The organism is Vibrio chanodichtyis (assembly GCF_028863985.1).
Taxonomy (GTDB): Bacteria; Pseudomonadota; Gammaproteobacteria; order Enterobacterales; family Vibrionaceae; genus Vibrio; species Vibrio chanodichtyis.
Map to the genome: position 1 here is coordinate 41,893 of NZ_JARBFT010000003.1, position 26,461 is coordinate 68,353.

Annotated in this window: 26 protein-coding genes; 23 read left to right on the top strand and 3 right to left on the bottom strand. The window is 45.1% G+C overall.

The genetic code is table 11. The features are described 5' to 3' along the window. The first annotated feature begins 327 nt into the window (after positions 1–327). The 9 genes from pepN to rmf all read left to right on the top strand — a co-directional run bounded on the left by pepN (position 328) and on the right by rmf (position 11,857). Positions 328–2,934, top strand: a complete 2,607-nt coding sequence (pepN, locus tag PUN32_RS03865) for an aminopeptidase N (protein ID WP_274721864.1) — start codon at positions 328–330, stop codon at positions 2,932–2,934. 46 nt (positions 2,935–2,980) lie between these two features. After that, positions 2,981–3,199 carry a DUF2835 domain-containing protein gene (locus PUN32_RS03870; protein ID WP_274721865.1) on the top strand — a complete coding sequence of 73 codons (219 nt, stop codon included), beginning with the start codon at positions 2,981–2,983 and terminating at the stop codon, positions 3,197–3,199. Positions 3,200–3,365: 166 nt separating this feature from the next. Continuing rightward, positions 3,366–4,376: a quinone-dependent dihydroorotate dehydrogenase gene (gene pyrD, locus PUN32_RS03875; RefSeq protein WP_274721866.1), complete on the top strand. Its 1,011-nt coding sequence runs from the start codon at positions 3,366–3,368 to the stop codon at positions 4,374–4,376. Positions 4,377–4,530: 154 nt separating this feature from the next. Continuing rightward, positions 4,531–5,073: a cell division protein ZapC gene (locus tag PUN32_RS03880; RefSeq protein ID WP_274721867.1), complete on the top strand. Its 543-nt coding sequence runs from the start codon at positions 4,531–4,533 to the stop codon at positions 5,071–5,073. 471 nt (positions 5,074–5,544) lie between these two features. Next, positions 5,545–7,680, top strand: coding sequence for a bifunctional 23S rRNA (guanine(2069)-N(7))-methyltransferase RlmK/23S rRNA (guanine(2445)-N(2))-methyltransferase RlmL (gene rlmKL, locus PUN32_RS03885; RefSeq protein ID WP_274721868.1), 2,136 nt, complete (start codon positions 5,545–5,547; stop codon positions 7,678–7,680). Positions 7,681–7,687: 7 nt separating this feature from the next. Then, complete coding sequence (locus tag PUN32_RS03890) at positions 7,688–7,924, top strand: glutaredoxin family protein (RefSeq protein WP_274721869.1); 237 nt, start codon at positions 7,688–7,690, stop codon at positions 7,922–7,924. Then, entirely contained in the window at positions 7,902–9,821 is a 1,920-nt protein-coding gene (locus PUN32_RS03895) for an ABC transporter ATP-binding protein (protein WP_274721870.1), read from the top strand. The genes PUN32_RS03890 and PUN32_RS03895 overlap by 23 nt, the downstream gene beginning before the upstream one ends. A gap of 5 nt (positions 9,822–9,826) precedes the next feature. Next, entirely contained in the window at positions 9,827–11,518 is a 1,692-nt protein-coding gene (locus tag PUN32_RS03900) for a DUF3466 family protein (RefSeq protein ID WP_274721871.1), read from the top strand. A gap of 165 nt (positions 11,519–11,683) precedes the next feature. Continuing rightward, a complete protein-coding gene (rmf, locus tag PUN32_RS03905) occupies positions 11,684–11,857 on the top strand; it encodes a ribosome modulation factor (protein ID WP_166013010.1) in 174 nt (57 codons plus the stop codon). 113 nt (positions 11,858–11,970) lie between these two features. Here the strand turns inward: rmf and fabA are convergent, their stop codons facing one another. Both fabA and PUN32_RS03915 read right to left on the bottom strand, forming a co-directional pair. Then, complete coding sequence (fabA, locus tag PUN32_RS03910; protein ID WP_166013011.1) at positions 11,971–12,489, bottom strand: bifunctional 3-hydroxydecanoyl-ACP dehydratase/trans-2-decenoyl-ACP isomerase; 519 nt, start codon at positions 12,487–12,489, stop codon at positions 11,971–11,973. A gap of 64 nt (positions 12,490–12,553) precedes the next feature. Beyond that, positions 12,554–14,203: a Lon protease family protein gene (locus PUN32_RS03915; RefSeq protein WP_274721872.1), complete on the bottom strand. Its 1,650-nt coding sequence runs from the start codon at positions 14,201–14,203 to the stop codon at positions 12,554–12,556. A gap of 160 nt (positions 14,204–14,363) precedes the next feature. Between PUN32_RS03915 and matP the strand changes: the two genes are divergently transcribed. The 3 genes from matP (at position 14,364) to PUN32_RS03930 (ending at position 15,605) form a co-directional block, all read left to right on the top strand. Continuing rightward, complete coding sequence (gene matP, locus PUN32_RS03920; protein ID WP_274721873.1) at positions 14,364–14,813, top strand: macrodomain Ter protein MatP; 450 nt, start codon at positions 14,364–14,366, stop codon at positions 14,811–14,813. Positions 14,814–14,823: 10 nt separating this feature from the next. After that, complete coding sequence (locus PUN32_RS03925; protein WP_274721874.1) at positions 14,824–15,141, top strand: DUF3634 family protein; 318 nt, start codon at positions 14,824–14,826, stop codon at positions 15,139–15,141. 131 nt (positions 15,142–15,272) lie between these two features. Next, entirely contained in the window at positions 15,273–15,605 is a 333-nt protein-coding gene (locus tag PUN32_RS03930) for a hotdog family protein (protein ID WP_274721875.1), read from the top strand. A gap of 238 nt (positions 15,606–15,843) precedes the next feature. Here the strand turns inward: PUN32_RS03930 and PUN32_RS03935 are convergent, their stop codons facing one another. Next, positions 15,844–16,083 carry a hypothetical protein gene (locus tag PUN32_RS03935; protein WP_274722114.1) on the bottom strand — a complete coding sequence of 80 codons (240 nt, stop codon included), beginning with the start codon at positions 16,081–16,083 and terminating at the stop codon, positions 15,844–15,846. Positions 16,084–16,345: 262 nt separating this feature from the next. Between PUN32_RS03935 and ccoN the strand changes: the two genes are divergently transcribed. The 11 genes from ccoN to ttcA all read left to right on the top strand — a co-directional run bounded on the left by ccoN (position 16,346) and on the right by ttcA (position 26,337). After that, entirely contained in the window at positions 16,346–17,782 is a 1,437-nt protein-coding gene (ccoN, locus tag PUN32_RS03940) for a cytochrome-c oxidase, cbb3-type subunit I (RefSeq protein ID WP_274721876.1), read from the top strand. A 4-nt stretch (positions 17,783–17,786) separates the two neighbouring features. Continuing rightward, complete coding sequence (gene ccoO / locus PUN32_RS03945) at positions 17,787–18,401, top strand: cytochrome-c oxidase, cbb3-type subunit II (RefSeq protein WP_274721877.1); 615 nt, start codon at positions 17,787–17,789, stop codon at positions 18,399–18,401. A gap of 11 nt (positions 18,402–18,412) precedes the next feature. Further along, complete coding sequence (locus PUN32_RS03950; RefSeq protein WP_274722104.1) at positions 18,413–18,577, top strand: cbb3-type cytochrome oxidase subunit 3; 165 nt, start codon at positions 18,413–18,415, stop codon at positions 18,575–18,577. A 6-nt stretch (positions 18,578–18,583) separates the two neighbouring features. Beyond that, positions 18,584–19,564, top strand: a complete 981-nt coding sequence (ccoP, locus tag PUN32_RS03955) for a cytochrome-c oxidase, cbb3-type subunit III (protein ID WP_274721878.1) — start codon at positions 18,584–18,586, stop codon at positions 19,562–19,564. Between the two features lie 76 nt (positions 19,565–19,640). Then, the gene (locus PUN32_RS03960) at positions 19,641–20,117 is read left to right on the top strand and encodes a FixH family protein (RefSeq protein WP_274721879.1); all 477 of its coding nucleotides are present in this window, start codon (positions 19,641–19,643) and stop codon (positions 20,115–20,117) included. A gap of 4 nt (positions 20,118–20,121) precedes the next feature. Beyond that, positions 20,122–22,512, top strand: a complete 2,391-nt coding sequence (locus tag PUN32_RS03965; protein WP_274721880.1) for a heavy metal translocating P-type ATPase — start codon at positions 20,122–20,124, stop codon at positions 22,510–22,512. Between the two features lie 3 nt (positions 22,513–22,515). Then, complete coding sequence (ccoS, locus tag PUN32_RS03970; protein ID WP_274721881.1) at positions 22,516–22,680, top strand: cbb3-type cytochrome oxidase assembly protein CcoS; 165 nt, start codon at positions 22,516–22,518, stop codon at positions 22,678–22,680. Continuing rightward, a complete protein-coding gene (locus PUN32_RS03975; RefSeq protein ID WP_274721882.1) occupies positions 22,677–23,351 on the top strand; it encodes a sulfite exporter TauE/SafE family protein in 675 nt (224 codons plus the stop codon). The genes ccoS and PUN32_RS03975 overlap by 4 nt, the downstream gene beginning before the upstream one ends. 89 nt (positions 23,352–23,440) lie before the next feature. Next, the gene (locus PUN32_RS03980) at positions 23,441–24,193 is read left to right on the top strand and encodes an FNR family transcription factor (RefSeq protein WP_274721883.1); all 753 of its coding nucleotides are present in this window, start codon (positions 23,441–23,443) and stop codon (positions 24,191–24,193) included. Between the two features lie 128 nt (positions 24,194–24,321). Beyond that, positions 24,322–25,269, top strand: a complete 948-nt coding sequence (uspE, locus tag PUN32_RS03985; RefSeq protein ID WP_166013024.1) for a universal stress protein UspE — start codon at positions 24,322–24,324, stop codon at positions 25,267–25,269. 135 nt (positions 25,270–25,404) lie between these two features. Beyond that, entirely contained in the window at positions 25,405–26,337 is a 933-nt protein-coding gene (ttcA, locus tag PUN32_RS03990; protein ID WP_274721884.1) for a tRNA 2-thiocytidine(32) synthetase TtcA, read from the top strand. Positions 26,338–26,461: the final 124 nt, after the last annotated feature.

Here is a 26,461-nt window from a genome sequence, read left to right on the forward strand (position 1 = left end):
TGGTGGCTCAAAAAGTCAAACATCAATTCAAACGGACCTAAGGGTCCGTTTCTTTCTCTCGTTTCATGCCGCAATCGTCATATTCTTCGTATTCATGGGGCCGTATTTACCGGTAATCTTGACCCACCATAGTACGCGGCGTTAGCAAACCTCCTTCAATCCATTTCAACACCGGTGGTTTACCGCTAACGCGCAGTTTTTTTAGCGCTAACTCTTGTTATTCAGTGAGTGCGGCCTAAGATGTTGGTTAATTAGTGCTTTTCGCGCTCAAGCGACTTAACGCTGCTCGATTTTATCAAGCACATCACGTCAATAAGGATTAGGACAATGGCTCACACACCTCAAGCCAAATATCGCCTCGATTATCAGCCGCCATCACACGCAATTACTGATCTCGATCTCGTGTTTGATCTGTTCGATAATGCGACGCAAGTGACTGCCGTATCGCAAGTGATACAACAGCAAGAGAGTAACCAGTTAACATTAGATGGTGAAGGATTGCAGCTCAAACAACTGCAAGTTAATGGTCAAGATTGGCAAGATTACACGGTTAGCTCAACCCATTTAGAGCTTACGGGTCTACCACGTGAATTTACGTTAACCATTGTCACGCAGATCGATCCTCAGGCCAATAGCGCACTAGAAGGGTTATATAAATCTGGTGGGGCGTTCTGTACCCAATGTGAGGCGGAAGGATTTCGGCGCATCACTTATTATCTTGATCGCCCTGATGTATTGGCCCGCTATACCACCACGATCATTGCGGATAAAGCGCAAAATCCGTATCTGCTCAGTAACGGTAACAAGATTGCCCAAGGTGAACTCGATTCAGGTCGCCACTGGGTGAAATGGCAAGATCCACATCCTAAACCAGCGTATTTGTTCGCCCTGGTGGCAGGAGATTTTGATGTGCTGCGTGATCACTATCTGACCCGTTCCGGTCGTCAGGTAGCATTAGAGATTTTTGTCGATAAAGGCAATTTAGATCGTGCGACCCATGCTATGAACTCGTTAATTAACTCGATGCGCTGGGATGAGCAACGCTTCGGTTTAGAGTACGATCTTGATATTTACATGATTGTCGCCGTCGATTTCTTCAATATGGGCGCGATGGAAAACAAAGGGCTGAATATTTTCAATTCTAAATTCGTATTGGCTAATGAAAAAACCGCTACCGATACCGACTACCTCGGAATTGAAGCCGTGATCGGCCACGAGTATTTCCATAACTGGACCGGAAACCGTGTCACTTGTCGCGATTGGTTCCAACTGAGCTTAAAAGAGGGCTTAACGGTCTTTCGGGATCAGGAGTTTTCTTCTGATCTTGGCTCGCGAGCGGTTAACCGAATTGGTAATGTACGAATTATTCGCGGTCCGCAGTTTGCGGAAGATGCAAGCCCGATGTCACATCCAATCCGTCCTGATCAAGTCATTGAAATGAATAACTTCTATACCCTGACCGTGTACGAAAAGGGCAGTGAAGTGATCCGCATGTTGCATACTCTGCTCGGTGAAAGTCAATTCCAACGTGGTATGCAACTTTATTTAACACGTCATGATGGTACTGCGGCAACTTGTGAAGATTTCGTGGCCGCGATGGAACAAGCTTCAGGGATCGATTTACAACAATTTCGTCTGTGGTATAGCCAATCGGGCACCCCAACCCTGAAAATAAGTAGCGTTTATGATGCGAGCCAACATAGCTATGAACTGAACGTTGAGCAGCACACGGAGCCAACCCACGATCAACAACAAAAGCAGCCACTGCATATCCCATTGGATATAGAACTTTATACCGCCAGTGGGGCCGTCATTCCGCTACAGTGTAACGAAAAGCCGATTGGCAACGTGTTGAATGTGACTGAGGCCAAACAAACTTTCCGCTTCGAAAAGGTGGCCGAACAGCCGATCCCATCACTGCTGCGTGAATTTTCTGCACCAGTCAAACTTGAGTACGCTTATCAAGATCAAGAGTTGATGTTGTTGATGGAGCATGCAAGTAATCAATTTGCTCAATGGGATGCCGGACAAATGCTGCTTGGCAAATACATTCGGAGCAATGTCGAGCGTGTTCAGCAAGGCCAACCCGTTGTGTTGGCGGAGGCGGTGATTGATGCCTTGCGCGGGGTATTGCTCAGTGACCATTTGGAGCCTGAGTTTGTGGCAGAAATGCTTGTGCTTCCAAGTCATAACGAAGTGTCTGGTTGGTATAAACAAGTTGATGTTGATGCGATTGCCCAAGTGCTCAACGCGATCAAAACCATCTTGGCTACTGAGTTAGAAGACGAACTTAGCGCGACTTATCACACCTTGAAGCAAGCCGATTATTCGATTGATCATGCGGCGATCGGCCAGCGTGCATTACGTAATTGCTGCTTGAGTTACCTTGCGTACACAGCACAAGGCGAGCATTTGGTGCAGCAGCAATACGCTCAAGCCAATAATATGACCGATACGATTGCCGCAATGACGGCCGCTAACCAAGCGCAGCTATCTTGCCGTGAACGGTTGATGCAAGACTACAGCCAGCAATGGCAACACGATGGTCTGGTCATGGATAAATGGTTTGCCCTGCAAGGTAGCAACCCAGCTGCGCAAGCGCTAATGGTGATTGAGCAAGCCATGCAACATCCAGCATTTAGCTTAAAAAATCCTAACCGCACGCGCAGTTTAATCGGCACATTTTTAAATGCGAATCCGGTTAATTTCCACGCGAAAACCGGTGAGGGTTATCGTTTTGCTGGGCAAATTTTGCGTGAATTGAACAGCAGCAATCCACAAGTCGCATCACGCTTAATTGATCCATTACTGAAATTCCGTTTGTACGATGAGCAGCGCCAAGCCTTGATCAAGCAAGAGTTACAACAGTTAAAAGAGATGGACAATTTAGCCCGCGATCTGTTTGAAAAGATCAGTAAAGCCCTGGCAGAGTAAATCATAAAAGGTTAACCAGGTGGCCTGCGAGCCACCTGATAAATATATGAATCATTATTTTTTCTCGCTCAATATCTCTTATCACAGCTTTGTGACGCACTACGCTGGCGCGGCCAGTGGTGTGATGGTGACCACCGATCAGGGGTTACGACTGCAACTCCCCGCGACTCGTTTGCGACCATTTTTAAGCCAAAGCGGTATCAAGGGACGGTTTCGATTAACCACCGATCAGCAGCATCGCTTTGTTAGGTTAGAAGTGATGTAGCTGGATTATTGCGCAAACGATTAGTTTGCTCCGCTAGCACTTAACCAGCCGGAGTTGATTTTGCGCAACTTAAACCGTGTTGCGGCACAATAAGCATTGAATTGACTGAAGAATACGTCAATAATAGCGCCCCGTTTATACGGGGCTTTTTTCTTTCGGAGGCATTATGCTTTACCGCTTAGCCAGAGCTGGCTTTTTTCAATTGGATGCTGAAAAAGCACACGATTTGGCCATCTCTAATTTCAAACGTTTTACCGGCACGCCGCTTGATGTTTTCTACCGGCAACAACTTCCTCATCGTCCAGTGCAATGCATGGGGCTCACTTTTAAAAATCCAGTCGGTTTAGCGGCAGGGCTTGATAAAAATGGCGAATGTATTGAAGCATTTGGCGCGATGGGATTTGGCTTTGTTGAAGTAGGGACCGTGACCCCAAGACCACAAGCGGGCAATGACAAACCACGTTTGTTTCGTTTAGTGCATGCCGAAGGCATCATTAACCGTATGGGCTTCAATAACCAAGGTGTTGATCAATTGGTTGAGAATGTCAAACGCGCCCAATACGACGGGATCATTGGGATCAACATCGGTAAAAATAAAGACACTCCGATCGAAAAAGGGGTCGAAGATTATTTGATCTGTATGGATAAAGTTTATCCTTACGCTGGTTACATTGCGGTCAATATTTCTTCGCCAAATACACCAGGGTTGCGTTCTCTACAATATGGGCAAGCTCTGGATGAATTACTGGCTGCATTAAAAACTCGTCAAGCAGAATTAGCCGCTAAACATGACAAATATGTTCCGCTGGCTTTAAAAATTGCACCCGATCTGAGTGATGATGAGATCAAACAAATCTGCCAGTCGCTGCTGAACAATAAAATTGATGGTGTGATTGCCACCAACACAACCCTAGATCGTTCACTGGTCGAAGGTATGCGCTTTGCCAATGAAAGTGGCGGCTTAAGCGGACGCCCATTACAAGCACGGAGTAGCGAAGTGATCAAATGCTTGTACCAAGAGTTGGGTGAGGCAATCCCGATCATCGGGGTAGGCGGCATCGATAGTTATGTCTCAGCCAAAGAAAAACTGATGGCGGGAGCAAAACTGGTTCAAGTATACAGTGGATTTATTTATCAAGGACCGGCTTTGGTCGCGGATATCGTCAAAAATCTGTAGTGCTTGAAATTTAACAGGCTGAATGACTAAGGAAATGCGTAACGCATTTCCTCTTTTTTTTTCTGAGTCTACTCATAGAATTACCCATACTCGTAAGGCAAGGGTAATTTAAGCGTTTTACCTAGCCCCCAAATATTTTGTTGAGAGTGGAACAATGCTTAAACCAAGTGACAAATGGAGTTGGTACTATTCAGATCGCGAAGGCTATCTGATGCTCAATCTTGGTGCTGATATGCTGTTTCGCACAAATTTAAGCCGTAACCTGCTGGTTGATTGTGCGTTTATCGAAAACCATTTCACGGTCGATGACGCCTCAGATTTTCAACTGTATAAAGAGCAAATCGTCAACCTACCTCTCAGTGAACCGCGCCAAGCTGAGCTTGCGCTGTACTGTATTGCCGCGAAACGCTTTCACAAACCAGTGCAGCCCAAAAGCTGGTTTTTCGAATCGCAAGGGGCAGGTTACACCCCAGAACAAGGTTCGCTGATCCACTTAGGCAATGCTTTTAATGATGGGGTATTTATTGCATTAGAAGTAGGGGAGCACGCCACGCTTTGCGCTTATGCTGATTTAGTCCCTTTTACTTTAACCGACAATAAAGCCTTAGAGTTTGGTCAAGTGATTAAAGTGATGCATGACCGAATGTCTGCAGCGAATACCGTTTGTTTTACTCAGCAGATGGCCATGGTTAGCTAGTTACAGTTTTAATTTTCGTTCCTTTTCTATTGGATTCTTTCATTTCTTATCGGCGTAAGCCGATTTTTTTTTGCCTGCGATTTATTCAATCGACACAGCCACATAACAAAACAATGTGAGCTCGGTACAATTTTCAAACACTACTCGCATAGCTAACTAGCACTTAATTAGAACATTCGATGGCGAATTGGTCGCGAATAATTCCCTGTTTGAGGCTATTTGTCGCTTAATTACAAGCGCAAATCACAACTGGTATATACCAAAATAGATATGCATAATTAGTCAATTTGATTGGTAAATGCTTATTTGATAGGCAACAGAGTAGAAGTGTGCGCACACTGACCAAATGTTCAGTGCGACAAGGTGATCACCAGCAAAGCGAGATTTTTTGATCGGTTGATGAGTTAGCTTTAGGTATGGTTCAGATTGTCAGTTATAATCCGAGGTCATTTTTATCAGCAAAAGAACACTATGAATCAATATCTAGCGGTGACGTCGAACGGCCTTGAAAATCTATTAGTTGAAGAGTTAAGCCAACTGGGGATCTGTGATGCCAAACCGGTTCAGGCCGGGGTTAAATTTAAAGCAACTAACGAGCAGATTTATCGTTGCTGCCTTTGGAGCCGTCTCGCATCAAGATTTGTTCGTATTGTCGCTGAGTTCAAATGTCAAAATGACTTAGACCTTTATTTATCAACCACATCAGTAAACTGGGTTAACCATTTCCACAGTTCAAAAAAATTAGTGGTGGATTTTAATGGGACGAACCGCGAGATCCGTAACAGCCAGTATGGCGCGATGAAAGTGAAAGATGCGATCGTCGATTGCTTCACTAAGAAAAACCTGCCACGACCATCGATCAGTAAGGATCTTGCGGATCTTCATATTCATGTGCGTTTACACAAAGAAAATGCGCTGCTTGGGATTGATATGGTCGGCTCGGGTCTGCACGCTCGTGGCTATCGAACCGAAGCTGGTAAAGCTCCCTTGCGCGAAACTTTAGCTGCCGCAGTTATTTTGCGTAGTGGTTGGGATGCCAGCAAGCCATTGCTGGATCCAATGTGTGGTTCTGGCACGTTACTGATTGAAGCAGCGATGATGGCTGCCAATATTGCCCCTGGATTACAACGTAACAAATGGGGGTTTGAATCATTAGAAGATTTCGACCCAGAACTATGGGCAAGCGTAAAATCTGAAGCGAGAGTGCAGGGTAAACGCGGCGTCAAAAAAATCGAGACCCATTTTTATGGCGTAGACAATGATAGTCGAGTATTACAAACCGCAAAAGATAATGCGCGTCGTGCCGGTGTCGCCGATTTGATCACCTTTACACTTGGCGATGCGGCGAAAGTGCAACGTCCAGCTAATTTTGCACAAGGGATTGTGATTTGTAACCCGCCATATGGCGAGCGGTTAGGCACTCATCCAGGTTTGATTGCGTTATACACCGCATTTGGTGCTCAGCTCAAAGCGGAATTTTCCGGTTGCCAAGCTTCTATTTTCTCTAGCTCTGATGAGTTACTCAGTTGTTTACGCATGCGTGCGGATAAACAATTTAAACTGAATAACGGTGCGTTACCTTGTCATCAAAAAAACTACATTATCGCGGTACGTGATAATGCAACAACAGCGACTAGTGGAGAAGCTAGCCCTCAACAAGCCGCCATTGCGCCTGATTTTGCTAATCGATTAAAGAAAAACTTTAATAAAATTGGCAAATGGGCCAAGCGTGAAGGTTTAGACTGCTTCCGTTTATACGATGCCGATCTGCCGGAATACAACGTTGCAATTGATGTTTATCAAGATCATCTGATGATCCAAGAGTACGCAGCCCCCAAAGATATTCCGGAAGAGAAAGCCAAACGTCGCCTGACCGATATTATTCGCGCCGCGATTCAAGTGTTGGATGTGGATGCCAACAATGTGGTGCTGAAAGTTCGTGAACGACAAAAAGGCAGCGCGCAATACCAAAAATTGGCACAACAGGCACAAACCATGCAAATTCATGAGTATGGCGTGCAGTTGATCGTCAACTTATATGATTACCTGGACACAGGCCTATTCCTTGACCACAAAATTACGCGCCGCCGTTTAGGGCAAATGGCCGCCGGTAAAGATTTCCTTAACTTGTTTGCCTATACAGGATCGGCCACGGTGCATGCCGCATGCGGCGGTGCTAAATCGACAACGACGGTCGATATGTCGAAAACCTACCTTGAGTGGGCAAAAGAAAATATGCAGTTAAATGGGCAAGTGGGTCGTCAACATCAATATGTGCAAGCCGACTGTCTGCAATGGCTAGCCAATGCTCAAGGCCAGTACGATCTGATTTTTATTGATCCACCTACGTTTTCAAATTCAAAACGTATGGAGCAAACTTTTGATGTTCAGCGTGACCATGTCACTTTAATGACTAACCTCAAACGACTGCTACGTGCAGAAGGTACGATTGTATTTTCTAATAACAAACGCCATTTTAAGATGGATATCGAAGCACTCAACGGATTAGGGCTTAATGCGCAAAATATCTCACAGCAGACTCTACCAATGGACTTTGAGCGCAATAAACAGATCCATAACTGCTGGTTGATCACCCATCAAAACTAAGCAGCGCATGATCACCTTATACAGTACGCAAGGATGCCATCTGTGTGAGATGGCTCAAGAGTTATTAGATAAAGTAGGGCTGCAAGCGACCCAGGTTGATATCGCCTTGGATGAGCAACTGTTTTCTCGTTACGCGGTCACCATTCCTGTGGTGGCCTATCAAACTAGCGAATTGTACTGGCCTTTTGACTTACAAGAATTAATAGAGTGGTTACACAACAATGGCATTAATTACCATCCATAATAGCCAGCTGGCTTTTGGTGATCATCCATTACTGGATAGAGCGGATTTTGCGTTACAAGAAAATGAAAGAGTGTGTCTGGTTGGCCGCAATGGTGCTGGCAAATCAACTCTGATGAAGGTGCTGGCTGGTGAAATTGTACTGGATGATGGCAAAGTACAAGTGATGCAAGATGTGGTGGTTTCGCGTTTAGAGCAAGATCCGCCGCGCAACCAAGCGGGCACCGTGTTTGATTATGTCTCGGCAGGCCTACAAGGCGTCGGTGAGCAACTCAAGATCTATCAAGATCAATTAGATCGGGTTGCCAGCGATCCGAGCGAAGCCAACATTAACCAACTGGCCCATATTCAAGAGCAGCTTGAAGTGGCCGGCGCTTGGCGCTTTGAAGACCGAATTAAAAATGTACTGGGTTCGTTGAAATTAGATGGCCATACTCAACTTAGCGATCTCTCTGGTGGCTGGCAGCGTAAAGCCGCATTAGCCCGGGCTTTGGCATGCGATCCCGATGTGTTACTGCTCGATGAGCCAACCAACCATCTTGATGTAACGACCATTGAATGGTTAGAAGGATTTCTCAAAGATTTCCGTGGTTCGATCATTTTTATCTCGCACGACCGTGCTTTTATCAAATCGATGGCGACTCGCATCGTCGATTTGGATCGTGGCCAACTGAGCTCATTTCCTGGCAATTATGAAAATTATCTGCTGGAAAAAGAGGAGATGCTGCGGGTTGAAGAGCTGCAAAATGCAGAGTTTGATAAAAAGCTCGCCCAAGAAGAAGTGTGGATCCGCCAAGGGATCAAAGCACGCCGAACCCGTAATGAAGGGCGAGTGCGGGCACTGAAACGCTTACGTCAAGAGCGCACTGAACGACGTGAAGTGCAGGGTAAAGTCAATTTGCAAATTGATGATACTAATCGCTCAGGCAAAATTGTTTTTGAAGCACAAAACTTACACTATTCGATTGGTGGCAAAACCATTGTTGATGATTTCAGCTTTAATATTATGCGTGGCGATCGGATTGCATTAATCGGAGCCAATGGTTGTGGTAAAAGTACCTTACTCAAGCTGTTGCTTGGTGACTTAGAGGCTGACAGTGGCAAGCTGCATTGCGGCACTAAGCTTGAAGTGGCTTATTTTGATCAATACCGTGAGCTACTCGATCCAGAAAAAACCGTCATCGACAATCTAGCCGACGGTAAACAAGAAGTGATGGTCGGCGGGCGTCTACGTCATGCATTAAGTTATCTACAAGATTTCTTGTTTTCCCCTAAACGCGCCAGAACCCCCGTCAAAGCACTGTCCGGTGGAGAGAAAAACCGCTTGCTGCTTGCGCGTATTTTGCTCAAATCGAACAATTTATTAGTACTTGATGAACCAACTAACGATTTAGACATCGAAACCTTGGAACTTTTGGAAGAATTGCTTGCCAATTATCAAGGTACTTTGCTGCTGGTCAGCCACGACCGTGAATTTGTTGATAATACCGTCACCTCAAGCTGGATTTTTGAAGGTGAGGGGAAGATTGAAGAATTTGTTGGCGGCTATCATGATGCTCAACAGCAGCGTGCCCAAGTTTTACAAGCCCGATCTGCTGAAAATATCGTCAAAAAAGAAAAAGTGGTTGAGGAGTCTCCCAAATCCGCAGCCCCGAAAACTAAGCCGAAGAAGTTATCTTATAAACTGCTACGCGAACTCGAAACTCTTCCACAAAAATTGGAAGAGCTAGAAAATGAGATCGCCGCATTACAAGATATCGTCAATCGCCCAGACTTTTTCAGTCAGCCTGTCGATAAAACACAGCCGATTTTAGACAAGTTAACTGCAACAGAGCAGGAACTCGAGATTGCTTTTGAGCGTTGGGAAGAGCTTGAAGCGATGCAACAGGAAAGTGAATAGAAAACATGAGTCGTATTACTTTTAAACGTTCGATTTTAGCCAGTGCGGTACTGCTCGCCACTCAAACCCATGCCGCACTTTATAACGTGATTGAGGTCACGCCAGATACTGGCCTAAATTATGGCAGTGCATGGGGCGTGGCAATTCAACCAAGCAATTCTTCTGATAGTTGTTTTGTTACAGCTTGCAATGATTCGGATTTTGCCTTAGCTGGCGAAACCCGGATTGAAACAGCCAGTGCCGGTAAAGCAGTGGATGGTTTAAGTTACCGTGATGAGGTCGCCTTCGGGATTGATAACGCCTTTATATACATTAAAGACTGGGATGATTTTGAAAGTTACTGCTATAACCAGCTTGGTTATGCAATCTGTGAAACTTGGGTCGCTCCATATTGGAATCGCTGGGCGGATGAAATCAATGGTCGACAACTCACTAATTCCATTGCATTCGTAGGCACAGGAACCAGCGCAGCATCGGTTGATGAAACCAAGAATATTGTAATCAATAGCTTAACTGGCGCAACCATCGCTGATGTTGTTGGAATTAGTGTTGAAACCGGAAATGTGACAGCGTATCGTCGTGATTCTATCAATGCACATTTACCTGCTAATATTAGTGCCCCTAATCTAGATGGTGCGCTTTACACCCGTGCTTGGAAAACCGATGGCACATATACAGTCGGTAGCGTGTCTCGTACGGCGAACAATGATGAAGGGGATTTTTTCACTTCTCAAGCCGCCATTTGGAAAAATGATGACGGAATTCCAGTTGAGCTATCGTGGGGAGAAAATGTAGGAGCTAAACATAATAATCGTTTATCACAAGGCAGTATGCGCGATTTGATTAGCGATGGAACTCAAATTTATGCGGTTGGCTATAACACCTACGATAACGATCATAGCTATATGCAAGCCTCTATTTTTCATTTTCAGCGTGATGCTCAAGATGATCTAATTCCCCTAACAACTACAGTAGTAGCTGGGGCGACCGCGGAAATTGGTGATGACTATGTGCACAGCAACTCTGTAGTAACTGATGTAAATAAAAATCTGCTGGCATTAGGGGAAGCCAAACGTGCCGGTAGTCGACCAGAAAATGGGGCGGCGGCTAATCGCTTATTTGTGGTGAATGATGTTTCGGCAGCCACTCCGACAGCAACCTTCTTAACCGGGGGTATTTTCTTTACCGGTGCCGGTGGTAAAGCCGGGGCGATTAACAATTACAATGAAATTGTCGGCCAAATTGATGCCGAAAATACCCGTGAAACCGATGGTAAGCCACGCCGTAAACGTGGCTTCATTTACCCACATAGTGCCAATGGTAGTGATCAGAGTCGTATGGCTATTTTTTCTAATAAGGCTTGGTGGTTAGATGATTTAACCAATGATGGTTCGGTTACTGGTATTAATAACCAATTTCGAATTATCGATGCCGCCGATATTAATGATGCTGGCGTGATTGCGGCCACTGCACTCAAATGTGAGGGTGGCTACGATACCACAGCGCACAATGCATTGTGTGGTGGTGGAGATCGTGATGAAACCGTGGTGGCAGTGAAGTTGATCCCAATTTCGAATGTAACTAGTTCAGACATCCAACAACGGATCACTGAACAACAAGTCTCTGAACGTAAAGGGGCTGGCTTAGGTTTCGGATTGTTATTGGTACTAGGATGGTTAGGTTTACGTAGAAAATAGCCATTTTTGTCAGGAAGGGCACAAGCTCACAGATTTGGGTTTGTGCCTTTTTTATTACTTGAGAAACACCAAAAAGTGATCGATGCTCAAAGATGTGGTCATAAAAACGCCACGCAAGTTTAATAGTAGTACGTTATACCCAAGTTACCGTATGAGGACTGAACGATGAAGAGACAAAAGCGTGATCGCCTAGAAAGAGCTCAATCACAAGGATACAAAGCGGGTCTCAATGGCCGCTCCCATGATGAATGTCCCTATCTACAGACGGAAGTGCGCTCTTATTGGTTAGGTGGTTGGCGTGATGCTAGAAACGATAAGCTTTCTGGTCTCTGCAAATAATTTCCCATACAACACGGCTGATCATCAGGCCGTAATGTACATCAGTAACAACAGCCCGCAATGGGCTGTTTTACATTGGCTCAAAATATGTTCAATGCGAGAAAATAATGAGCTTAGAATGCAGAGGTATCTTGGAACAAACCGACTTTAAGATCTTTCGCGACATAAATTTCTTTACCATCAACCAGAACTCGACCATCAGCTAAGCCCATCACCAGCTTACGGTTGACCACTCGCTTCATATTGATTTCATAAGTCACTTTTTTGGCCGTTGGTAAAATTTGTCCAGTAAACTTAACTTCACCAACCCCAAGCGCGCGGCCTTTACCTTTACCGCCAACCCAGCCGAGGAAAAAGCCCACTAACTGCCACATCGCATCCAGACCTAAACAGCCAGGCATCACTGGATCACCAGGGAAATGGCAATCAAAAAACCACAAATCCGGCGTAATATCGAGCTCTGCGATAATTAACCCTTTAGCAAACTCACCCTCAGTTTCCGACATTTTGGTAATACGATCCATCATCAGCATATTAGGCGCTGGAAGTTGAGGATAGCCCTCGCCAAATAATTTGCCTTGGCTCGATGCTAAAAGATCTTCTCGATTATACGAATCACGTTTGTTGTGCATTATTGATTACTCCATTTTTTGTTGGGTGCATCTTAGTGAACAGGTGTACGCCAAACAAGTCCGATCAGTGCCTGTCAAACCAGTTTTTGATCCGTTCGACAATTCCGTGTGGTTGCACAAGTTTTTCAAAATTATCAATTCGTTCCGCAATTTTTGCGATCACGCTGTCTTCATCTTCACCGCGGAAAGGTTTGCCCATCAGCAGTGGGATCGCCTCATCCACAGTAGAAACCGGCCAAATATGAAATTCACCATTTTTGATACTGGCCACCACAGATTTATGCAGCACCAAATGTTTAAGATTCGAACGCGGTAAAATGACTCCTTGTTGACCAGTTAAACCTTGATGACAACAAACTTGATAAAATCCTTCAATTTTTTCATTCAGACCACCGACCGCTTGCACACGCCCGAACTGATCCACCGCGCCAGTAACCGCAATCTGTTGATCAATCGGATATTCAGATAATGCACTGACCAGTGAACACAATTCTGCCAACGAAGCGCTATCGCCATCGACTTCACTGTAAGACTGTTCAAATACGACTGATGCAGAGAAGGGTAATGAGCCATCTAAATCCAAGGCGCTGCTGACAAACGCTTGCATGATCATCATGCCTTTTGCATGCAAATTGCCACCTAATTCGACTTTACGTTCCACATCAGAAATATCGCCATCACCAAAGTGGATCACACAAGAAATCCGGGCTGGCTCGCCATAAGTCAATGGATGCCCAGCGACTTCAATGACGGTTAAGCCATTGACTTGGCCAACTTGTTCGCCTTGTGTTTCAATAATTACTTGGCCATCAAGAATATCGTCTAACGCTCGTTCTGGCAGATAAGATTCACGTAAATAACGTTTATCTAGGGCCTGCTCAATATGCTCCGCAGTGATTGATTGATCTTGCACTTCCAAGCAAGCCTCTTCAAGCAGGGCTCGATGCCACATTAGGCAGAGTGGGGCATAATGCTGATCTTCGGTATAACGCGCACCAGCGGTCATCAGTGCTTGGATCGCATCTGTCGTTAGTGGTGGTAAATCAAATCGTTCACCTAACCAAACTAAATAAGCGAGATATTGTTCGATCGTGTGCTTATCAAGCTTTAAATCTAGCTCAAGTTCTGCAAATAAGCATAAACCGGCGTGGATATCGGCATCGAGAAAATCCACATCACCTAATTGAGTACGATCGCCAACCACGATCAATTTGAGATCATAACAAGTTGATTGAAGCTCAGAAATTGGCGATTTAGGATCGCAATTCATCGGAGCAACGGGGTCACCGAGTAGCGCTGCTTTCAATAGCGGCCAAGAGCGTGGATTGGCTAACAATAAATTAGCCGAGACAATCAGATATCCACCATTGGCTTGTGCAAGATAGCCTGAGATATGCTGAGTTAGCTGACCGTTTTCGGCTTTTACTTGGCCAAAAATCTCTGCCATATCTAACGTTTCGGTACTCAAAACCGGAACATCGGGCGCTTGCTCTAGCAACGCTTGTTTGAAAAATGTACGGTAAATGGAATTATCTGGCGCGTTAATCAACAAAATTCGGCTAAAACCACGCAGATGAACAAATTGCTCAAATGCACTGGCTAAGCGAGGTTGAATCTCGATCAGTGAAGTGGGCGCTAGGTTAGGGTAGTTTTCAAGAGCTTGGCTAAACTGCTCAAATTGAGGCGTTACACTGCGCCAGATGCTTTGGGTCATGAGATATCGAACTGATTGAAAAGAGCCAAATTATATCGAAAAAGCGCTCTAGCGAACAGCATTACTCAACAATGATCTCAGTCGCTTTTTTACAGGTCAGAATTGAAAGTTAAACTCGGCTGGGTTACGCTGTCACCATAGACAATAGGAAGTGGCTAGTATGAAATATCAACAGCTTGAAAACTTAGAATGTGGTTGGAAATGGCAATATCTCATCAACAAATGGAAAGATGGCCAAGCGATCACTCATTATATCGATCACAGTGAAATTGAATCCGCGGTTCAGAAACTGAAAGCGATTGAGCATGAACCTACCCAAGTGTTGATGTGGATTGAGCAGCATATGGCGCCAGAATTGGACAATAAGCTCAAGCAAGCGATTCGGGCCAAACGCAAACGCCACTTTAATGCAGAGCAAATTCATACCCGCAAGAAATCGATCGATTTAGATTATCGGGTATGGGAAAAGTTATCTCAGCGTGCCAACCAGTTAGGCTGTACCTTATCTGACGCCATTGAATACTTACTCAGTGAAGCATCGCGAAGCGAAAAAGCCAGCAAAACGGTGACTAGCTTAAAAGAAGATCTCAGTCGATTATTATCGGAATAAGGAAATGCACATGTTGTATGTCATATTGGTCGCAGCCATCATTATCTTTTGGTTAGTCGCGCTAGATAGACCAGTCTTAGTGGTAAATATCAAAAATGGACAACTGATAAACAGTAAAGGCCATTTACCACCGACTTTTAAACATAATTTACTGGATATCGCTCAGCACGAGCCATTCTCCGGTCGACTCAAAGTCTATCGACAAAGAACGGGAGCCAAACTGACATTTAGCAAATCTGTGCCGCGCAAAATTCAGCAGCGGATCCGTAATGTATTTCCACATCAAGGATTTGCCTCGTCCAATTCAATGTTAAAGAAAGGTCGCTAAGCCTGATTAACCGGCAACAGCCACATTGCATGAAAAGTCTGCTTGAGCCGAAAAATGGGCAAGTTCAAAGAAAACCAGCCAAGAAGTACGCTACATTTTGCTGGTTTATCTGAACCTGACGAGGTTATTGCATGAAATACTTATGGCCAGTGGTATTCTGTACAAGTCTTTTTTTCACTCATCAATCCGCCCAAGCGGATGATGCCGAGCTCAATCGAGTGGCAAAGAAAATCAAAACACAAATCGAGAAGTCGATGAAAAAAAGCAAGCCACGAACCAATGGCTATTGCGATGTTTTTATCGACCTTGATTATTCCCACACCAAACAAGCGGTAGTAAAGAAAGTGACCACCCGAGGTAACGATCAAATTTGCCAAGTCGCCACCAAAACCATCAAGATTGACAGTCAATATACTTATGACTGGCCAGAACGTCAGTTAAGAATCCACATTTCAACCAATTGATTAATAAGGAATTCATTGTAAAACACCCAAAATACAGGTGCGCATTATGTATATTATGTTAAATTTGAATTGTGTGTAAGTTAGTACATCAACCATCCTCTTACCTATGATACCCCCGCTTAAATGAGATTAAACATAATTGGATTTACCATAAAATAGCTAATAATCATATTTATCATTTAACAATGTTAAGTATGATCATTAGCCAAACACTTAGACCTTCCATGATGTTCAACAACTAGACTCTGTATTCTTGGTTGTGCTTGCTAGCGATGTCTCTTACTGCAGCAAGAATTACCACTCGTTTGTCATTTTGATCCCAATCTTGGCAAAATGCGCCGATTTGCCCAATCAAAGCTAACGACTTTGCTGAGCTACCCTCGTAGGAAAAAGTGCGCCATAAGAAAGCACAAACTAATACCGCCAAGGTGACGATGATTTGAATCAGTCGAGCTTTGGTGAGTTTTTCAACTGCCATGGATACTTGCTCCTGTGTAACAAACTTCAAAGTTTTGAAAAAAAGATAAAAAGCCAACAACACACAAAGTTATCACTCTGTCATTAAATTGTTAATTGAACTATATTCCCTGCTGAAATGCCGCTGAAAGATAAAATACAGCACCTAGGATCCATACCTAAATCCGATTGCTTGCGCTGTTTTTACAATAAGTACCAATGGTTTTTCAAAACGGTTTTACTCATTCCATATCTGTAGTCAATTAAACATTGGAAGCATGCAAATGAGCCAGCAAAAGCAGCTTGAACACGGCTACAACTATACCGTGGTTCGTCAATTCACCCTAGTGGCTATTCTCTGGGGGATCGTAGGTATGGGGATCGGTGTTTTAATTGCCGCTCAATTGGTTTGGCCACAGCTAAATTTTGATACGCCATGGTTAACCTATAGTCGCTTACGCCCGCTACATACTAATGCGGTGATTTTTGCATTTGGTACCAGCGCTTTGTTTGCGGCGTCATATTATGTCGTGCAGCGCACTTGTCAAACTCGACTGTTTGGTGGGCCGCTGATCCCTTTTACGTTTTGGGGCTGGCAAGCGATTATTGTGTCGGCGGCCATCTCGTTACCTTTAGGTTACACCTCAGGTAAAGAATATGCCGAGCTAGAATGGCCGATTGATATTGCGATCACAGCAGTATGGGTCGCTTATGCCGTGGTATTTTTTGGCACTTTAGTCAAGCGAAAAACCTCGCACATTTATGTAGCTAACTGGTTTTTCGGGGCATTTATTCTAACCGTCGCGATATTACACATCGTCAATAGTATGGCTCTTCCGGTTGCATGGGGAAAATCCTATTCGATTTATGCGGGAGCGGTCGATGCCATGGTGCAATGGTGGTATGGTCATAATGCGGTTGGTTTCCTGCTCACTGCAGGTTTTCTGGGCATGATGTATTACTTTGTACCAAAACAAGCGGAACGCCCCGTCTACTCTTATCGTCTCTCGATTGTTCATTTTTGGGCGCTGATTTCACTGTACATTTGGGCCGGCCCACACCATCTACATTACACAGCACTTCCCGATTGGACCCAGTCTTTAGGTATGGTGATGTCACTGATACTGTTTGTGCCATCTTGGGGAGGAATGATTAATGGCATTATGACGCTCTCTGGAGCTTGGCATAAATTACGTTATGATCCGATTTTGCGTTTCTTGATTGTCTCTCTCTCATTCTATGGCATGTCGACGTTCGAAGGGCCAATGATGTCGATTAAAACCGTCAATGCCCTATCCCACTACACCGACTGGACGATTGGCCATGTTCACTCTGGCGCTTTAGGTTGGGTGGCGATGATCTCTATTGGCTCCATTTATCATTTGATCCCTCGTCTTTTTGATCAAGAACGTATGTATTCCATTGGCCTGATCAATGCCCATTTCTGGTTAGCAACCATAGGTACCGTTTTCTATATCGTTGCTATGTGGATTTCTGGGGTTATGCAAGGCTTAATGTGGCGCGCCGTCAACTCTGATGGCACGTTAACTTACAGTTTTGTCGAATCAGTCCAGGCATCTTATCCATTCTATACCGCCCGCTTTATTGGTGGCCTGATCTTCTTATCGGGAATGTTCTTAATGGCCTATAACACCTATAAAACCCTCTCTGCACCGAAACATAGTTTGAAAGCGATTGTCTACACAGCACAAGGAGAGTGAAGCCATGAGTTCAAAAAACCGCCATGAATTGCTGGAACGTAATGTTGGCCTACTCGCTATTTTTATTATTTTTGCCATCAGTTGGGGAGCTTTGGTTGAGATTACTCCGCTGATTTTTCAAAAACAAACCACCGAACCAGTGCAAAACCTGCAACCGTATACGGCATTGCAGTTAGAAGGCCGTGATATTTATATCCGTGAAGGATGCAATGTATGCCACAGTCAGATGATTCGCCCATTTCGTTCGGAAACCGAGCGTTATGGTCATTACTCTGTCGCGGGCGAAAGTGTCTGGGAACACCCTTTTTTATGGGGATCTAAAAGAACCGGACCAGATTTAGCTCGTGTCGGGGGGCGTTATTCTGATCAATGGCATCGGGTACATTTACTCAATCCGCGCGAACTGGTCCCTGAATCCAATATGCCCGCTTTTCCTTGGTTAGCCAAAAACCTGCTAGATGGTCAGCTCACGCCACAAAAAATGACCCTATTTCGTGATCAATTTGGTGTGCCCTATACCGATCAACAAATCGCCAGCGCAAGCCAAGATGTGCAAGGTAAAACGGAGATGGATGCCATCATTGCCTACCTACAGTCGCTTGGCCATGCAATGAAATAATGGAGCTCATGATGGATATTACTACTCTTCACACGATTTGGACCGTAGTGCTGCTGATCTGCTTTGTTGGCGTAATTTGGTGGGCTTATGGTCGCCAACGTAAGGCGCGTTTTGATGAAGCAGCCAACCTGATCTTTGATGATGAAGAGCAACCTCGCTCTAACAACAAGGAGTAACTCGGCATGACGACATTCTGGAGCCTGTGGATCATCCTGATCACGATTGGCACTTTGCTCGGTTGCGCAGCTCTGCTTATCTGGTGCCTCAAGGACAACACGGGGGTGAAAGAAGGCGTTGATATGGGGCATGAATACGATGGGATCCGTGAGCTAAACAATCCGCTGCCCAAATGGTGGGTTTATCTGTTTATCGCCACGTTCATTTTCGCGGCAATTTATCTTGCCCTCTACCCCGGCTTAGGCAGTTTTCAAGGTATGCTTGGCTGGCAAAGTTCTGATCAAACTGTGCGTTCAGTTGAAGATTCGCGAGCTTCCATCGCTAGCGCCCAACAAAATCGGCAGTTAGTGCAATATTCCAAAGAGATGGGCGATGCGAAAGCTTACTATGGTCAAGCTTTCAAGCGGTTAGCTTATCAAGATGATACAAATAACCTGCGTGAGCTGCCTGCTATCGCGGCGGACAGTGAAGCACTCAAAGTCGGCCAACGTTTGTTTTTGCAAAACTGTTCGCAATGCCATGGTTCTGATGCCCGAGGCCAAATTGGCTTTCCTAATCTGACCGATCAAGCTTGGCTGTATGGTGGTGAGCCGCAAGCCATTATTACCACGATTCGCCATGGCCGAGTTGGACAGATGCCCGCTTGGCTGGATATTTTGGGTGAACAAGGTGTGCAAGAGGTGGTGAGTTATGCACTGAGTTTATCCGGGCGCTCGGTAAATGCGAAGGAAGCCGCTGCAGGTAAAGTACGCTTTGTGGTCTGTGCAGCTTGCCATGGAGCGGACGGTAAAGGTAATCCTGCCTTTGGTGCACCGAATCTCACCGATAATGATTGGCTATATGGCGATGCTCGGGCCGATGTGACCGCCACGGTTATGTATGGACGTTCCGGTGTGATGCCTGCGTGGAATGACATCCTCGGTGAAGATAAAATTCAGCTTGTTGCCGCTTATGTGTGGAGCCTAAGCAATCCCGATAATCAATAAGATGGGAATGATTTCCCTTGGTTTGCTGGCGATTACTGATGTGTCTTAGTATGTTTTCATCGTAGAGAATTTGCTTATGGTTACAGCTTGGTATAAACAATTTTGGCCTTGGTTCTTAATTATTCTGCCTCTTAGCGTGGTGATTTGGACGCTGGTCACGGTGATGATTTTTGCTCATCATCCGGTGTCGTTAGTAACGGAGGATTACTACAAAAAAGGCAAAGCCATTAATCTCGATCTTAGTAAAGTCAAGGTAGCCCAAGCGTTGCAGCTACAGGCCACGGTTTACTCACAAGGAACAGAAGTAATCATCCAGCTTGATAAAGGCCAGCTTAGCTATTTTCCGGCCCTGCAAGCGTTATTTGCTCATCGCACCCTCGCTGAGCGAGACTTTTCTAAGCTGCTGACTGCCGATGCCAAGGGTGTTTATCGTCTAAAATTGGATACCGAACTGCAAGGCCCGTGGTTTATTGAGCTGACTCCTCATGATCAGCAATGGCTGATCCAAGGCCGCGTGACCTTTCCTGCATCATCAACCCCCTTGATGAACTAACACTATGAATATTAACTGTTACCACTGCGGTGAGAGCGTTCCAACTAACACCGATTTTCACGTTAAAATTTTAGGTGAAAATCGCAACATGTGCTGCCCAGGTTGCCAAAGCGTAGCACAAACCATTGTTGATCATGGTTTAGTGGCTTACTACCAGTTTCGCACGGCCACAGCGGAAAAAGTCGCCCTGGTACCCGAACAACTGGAGGCTTTGCTTCACTACGATGATCCCGATGTGCAAGTAGAGTTTGTTCGTGATCAACAAAACTGCGCCGAGGTGACATTGTCACTCGATGGAATCTCTTGTGCTGCCTGTGCTTGGTTAATTGAAAAACAGATCCAAGCGCAACCGGGGGTGCTGGCAATCAGGGTCAACACGACCACTAATCGAGCACTGCTCAGTTGGGATCGCCACCAAACCCAGCTCAGTCAGGTTTTAGCTCAAATCCATCAATTAGGCTACCAAGCTGCCCCTTTTGAAGCCGATCAGCATGAAGCAAACTACCATAATGCCATGCAAGCCTATCTGTATCGGCTTGGTATTGCAGGATTGGCGAGTATGCAAGTGATGATGTTGGCCGTCGCCCTCTATTTAGAGACGTTTGGTGATCTTGACGCTGAGTTTAAACACTACTTTCGCTGGGTCAGTTTGATTTTTGCCACACCAGTTTTACTCTATTCAGCTCAACCCTTTTATATCAATGCTTGGCGCAGTTTACGCGGCAAAACATTAGGTATGGATGTTCCAGTATCTCTGGCGCTGATTTTTGCTTATGTAGCAAGCTTGGTTGCCACCGTGGCTCAGCAAGGCGAGGTTTTTTTTGAATCAATCTCGATGTTTACTTTCTTCTTATTAGTCGGCCGATTTTTAGAAATGCGCGCTAGGCGCAAAGCTGCGGCAGCCAGTGGTAATCTACTCAAACTGATCCCAGCACTAGCAACTACACTGGATGGAAAACAAGTGGCGGTTAAAATGCTCAAACCCGGTGACACGGTGCGAGTTCTACCTGGTCAGCACATTCCGGCCGATGGCGAGATCATGAATCAGCGAGTATATATTGACGAATCAATGTTGACAGGTGAATCGATTCCAGTCATCAAGCATCCCGGTGATGGCGTTTTTGCTGGCACCTTAAATGGTGATGAATCGTTTGATTTACGCGTCACGGCAAGCAAAGCCGATTCAGTGATATCACAGATTGTGATGCTACAAGATAGCGCTCAATCCTCCAAACCGAAAATCGCTGAACTTGCCGATATTGTCGCCCGCTATTTCGTGGCGATAATTCTTATTATTGCCGCCGCAACTTGGCTGTATTGGCACTACGTACAACCTGATGATGCTTTTTGGATCATGCTATCCGTGTTAGTTGTCACCTGCCCTTGTGCTCTTTCCCTCGCAACGCCCACCGCCTTAACCTGTGCCACATCGAGCCTCAGTACCATGGGGATCATGCTGCGTAAAAGTCACGTTTTCGAAACACTGTGTCAAGTCAATCAACTGGTCATCGATAAAACCGGAACCCTAACCCATGGTCATATAGAGATTGATCGTATCGAGACTTGGCACACCTTTACCCAACAACAATGTCTGGCACTCGCCGCCGAATTAGAGAGTTACGCCAACCACCCCATAGCCAAAGCTTTTGCCCGCTATAAAACCAATCATGTTGCACTCACTGAGGTACACAACATTATCGGTAGCGGTATTGAAGCGATTTATCAGAACAAAACGCTCAAAATCGGCAGCGCTGAGTTTGCATTAGGCTCCATACCCGCTAATTCACCACCATCTAATAGTGCAGTTAACGGTATATGGTTATCTTTCGATGGCCAACATATCGCGACGTTTCATTATCAAGATCCGATCCGCCAACAAGCCAAACCGTTGATTGAAAAATTTCATCAAGCTGGTATCAGCATTACCTTATTGACCGGAGACTCGCTAACCAACGCGCAAACTGTGGCTAATCAGCTACATATCGATACCATCATTGCGCAAGCCAAACCAGAAGCAAAATTAGCCTATCTACAACAATTGAATAAAACCGGCGTAACGATGATGGTTGGTGATGGGATCAATGATGCCCCAACACTAGCCGGAGCTCATCTTTCAGTAGCCATGGGCGGCGGAACCGACATCGCCAAAGCCTCGGCGGATATGATTCTGATGGGTGATCGTTTAGATAAGTTACTGGCAGCCAGAGCGCTAGCCATCAAAACGCGCAATATTATTCGTGAAAACTTAGCATGGTCATTAGGCTATAACGCCATCATTTTACCGCTCGCCATCACTGGGCTCATTGCGCCCTATATTGCGGTAATTGGAATGTCGGCCAGCTCGATGATTGTGGTGGCCAATTCACTGCGTTTGCTGAATCAAAAAGGGAACTAGCCGATGGAAAGCTTATATTTACTGATCCCGATTGCGATCGGGCTGGTTTGCATCGCGGTAGCCATTTTTATCTGGGCCGTTAATCATCAACAATTTGAAGATCTCGAACGTCAAGGGCATAACATTTTATTTGAAGATGATAACAGCACTAATAAGGAGCAACAGTGAATCTGGATCTCTTAGGCGCTTGGGTTATCGGCTTACTTGGCGCTGGTCATTGTCTTGGAATGTGTGGTGGGATCAGTGCTCTTTTGACACTCAATCAACCCCGTCCTTCAGCAATGATTCTACTATGGTATAATTTTGGCCGTTTACTCAGCTATGCTCTGTTCGGAGGCCTAATCGGCGGCACGGTGGCCACATTTAGCTCGCTGATCAATCTTCAAACCAGTTTGATTTGGCTCAGAATCATCGCCGCCATCTTAATGATCACCTTAGGTTTATACGTGGGACGCTGGTGGTTTGGTTTGCTCTGGCTAGAAAAACTTGGGCAACAATTATGGTCATGGATTGCTCCTTACGCCAAAGTACTATTGCCACTTAAACAGCCATGGCACGCTTTACCTTTTGGCTTCATTTGGGGCTGGCTACCATGCGGCTTAGTTTACTCCATGTTAACTTGGTCAGCTGTCGCGGGAAGCTTCTCACAAGGCGCACTAATTATGTTGGCTTTTGGTTTCGGTACGCTGCCAGCCATGCTTGCCAGTGGCTGGGGCATAACCCGAATAACTCATTGGCAAAACAACCAGTTATTTCGCCAGTGCGCGGCATTAATGCTCATTCTCTATGGCATCTACACCGCCTATAACGCCATAATACTGCTACTCATCCAGAGTTAATCCTTTCACTATCGCCGATGTATTTAGACTACCCTTTAGAGTTAAGCAATGATAAAATATTGACGTACATCAATTAGTGAAAGGTTGTTATGATTTCTGAAAAGCCTGCTGCAAAGCGCATCCAATCGGGTGGTTGCGCGATTCACTGCCAAGATTGCAGTATTAGCCAGCTGTGTATCCCTTTTACCTTGAATGAGTCTGAGCTTGACCAACTTGACCAGATCATCGAGCGCAAAAAACCCATTCAGAAAGGTCAGGAGCTATTTAAAGCAGGTGATGAACTGAGATCACTTTACGCGATTCGTTCTGGAACAATAAAAAGTTACACCATCACCGAACAAGGCGATGAACAGATCACTGCTTTCCACTTAGCCGGTGATTTAGTCGGTTTTGATGCGATTACCGAAGATCGACACCCTAGCTTTGCTCAAGCGTTAGAAACCTCAATGGTTTGTGAAATTCCTTACGAAATATTAGATGATCTTTCCGGTAAAATGCCGAAACTACGCCAACAAATCATGCGCTTAATGAGTAGTGAAATTAAAGGCGATCAGGAAATGATCCTGCTGCTCTCCAAGAAAAATGCCGAAGAGCGTTTGGCGGCATTTTTATACAACCTTTCTACTCGTTTTTCTCAGCGGGGTTTTAGCCCAAGAGAGTTTCGCCTCACGATGACCCGTGGCGATATTGGTAACTATCTAGGTTTGACGGTTGAAACGATCAGCCGTTTGTTAGGTCGCTTCCAAAAATCAGAAATCCTTAGCGTTAAAGGCAAATACATCACTATTCTCAATCATGCAGAATTGATGGAATTAGCCGGTGTTTCTAAAGAAACTAAGTAACATCAATGATGTAGCTCTTGATGAGCTACATCATACTTCTTGGAAATAGTGACGTACTGACTAAAACTCTGCTCATAACTACGCTAAAGTTAAGTGAACAAACCTCCTCACTGGACAAGGAGTTTCTTATGAGTATTTACAGTAAAATTCTTGTAGTGGCCGACATCAACCACGATGAGCAACCCGCTTTAGCTCGGGCAATGCAGTTGGCACAAAAATCCACCTCAACCAGCCACATCACTTTCTTCCTATCGATTTACGATTTTTCTTACGACATGACGTCGATGCTATCTCTAGAAGAGCGGGATGCCATGCGCAGAGGTGTCATTCAGCAGCGGGAACATTGGATGCGTTCGATTGCTGAGCCCTATCTCGATCCATCCGTTCAGTTTGAAATTAAAGTGGTATGGCACAATCGTCCTTATGAAGCGATTATTGGTGAAGTTTTTGCCGGTGAACACGATATTCTGATCAAAGCGACCCGTAAACATGACATGCTTGAGTCAGTCATTTTTACCCCCACCGACTGGCATTTAATGCGAAAATGTCCAACGCCGGTGCTACTAGTCAAAAATGCCGACTGGCCAGAAAATGCCAGTATTATTGCATCAGTCCATGTCGGATCTGAAATCGATACCCATATTGATTTGAATGATCGGATGGTTAAGCAACTGCTCAACCTTAGTCAAACGCTCGGTGCGACGCCTTATCTGGTTAACGCTTATCCAGTGACTCCGGTGAACATCACTATTGAGCTGCCTGAATTTGATCCTGCAACTTATACCGATACCGTGCGTGGTTATCATCTCACCGCGATGAAAGCTCTGCGTCAAAAACATGGACTCAGTGAAGAACAGACTCTGGTTCAGCAAGGGTTACCGGAAGATGTGATCCCAGATGCCGCGAAGCAGCTCAATGCCGCCATGGTGATCTTAGGTACCACGGGGCGAACCGGTCTTTCTGCGGTATTTATCGGTAATACCGCTGAGCAGGTGATCGATAAAATCAATTGTGATGTGCTTGCACTAAAGCCTCATGGCTATGTCAGCCCTCTTGATCCACAAACTGCCATCTAAATTTCGCAAAGTCTTATATCCCAGCCACAATGGCTGGGATTTTTTAGCGGTTAATGGTGATTGAACTAGTATCTAGCCTATTTATCCGTATTATACGCACTTCATTTTTTGTTCTGAGATTTAAGATAGCAAGCCATGACAGCGCAAACTCCAGAGTTCACCAAAGCTCAACAATACAATTTTAATAAATTGCAAAAGCGTATTCGTCGCAATACCGGTCAAGCGATTGCAGACTTTAACATGATTGAAGATGGCGATCGGATTATGGTGTGTCTGTCCGGAGGTAAAGACAGCTTTACCATGCTGGAAATTTTGATGAGCTTACAAAAAAGCGCGCCAATCTCGTTTGAACTGGTGGCGGTGAATCTTGACCAAAAGCAGCCGGGTTTTCCTGGTCATATTCTGCCAGAATATTTAGCCAGTTTAGGTATCGAATATAAAATCGTTGAAGAAGATACTTACTCCATCGTGCAGGACAAAGTGCCAGAGGGAAAAACCACCTGTGCCCTTTGTTCACGCTTGCGCCGTGGTATTTTATACCGTACCGCCAAAGAGTTAGGTGCGACCAAAATTGCCCTTGGTCATCACCGCGATGATATTTTGGAAACCTTGTTCTTGAACATGTTCTACGGCGGCAAAATGAAAGGTATGCCACCGAAATTAGTTTCCGATAATGGTGAACATGTGGTGATCCGCCCTCTCGCTTATTGCCGTGAGAAAGACATCATTAAATACTCGGAGATGCGCAGCTACCCGATCATTCCTTGTAACCTGTGCGGCTCACAGCCGAATCTACAACGCCAAGTGATCAAGCAGATGCTCAATGATTGGGATAAACGTTTCCCGGGCCGTATCGAAACCATGTTTCGAGCGATGCAAAATGTGGTTCCTAGCCATCTGGCCGATTTCGAATTGTTTGATTTTAAGTCAATCACCAAAGATTCTGGCGTGATCAATGGCGGTGATATTGGCTTTGATAAAGAAGAAATTGCCCCAGTATCAATTGATGATGAAGATATTGTGACTGAGTTTGACCCTGCCCTGCAATTGGATGTGACCAATCTGTAAAACAACTCATCGTTAAATACTTTCAATCATTCAGGCTGCCAAATTGGCAGCCTAAATTATTTTAGATTGAAGCCTATCGGTTTATTCTTGCCTCTGGCAGAGAAGGTAATTCACGTAAAGCTGG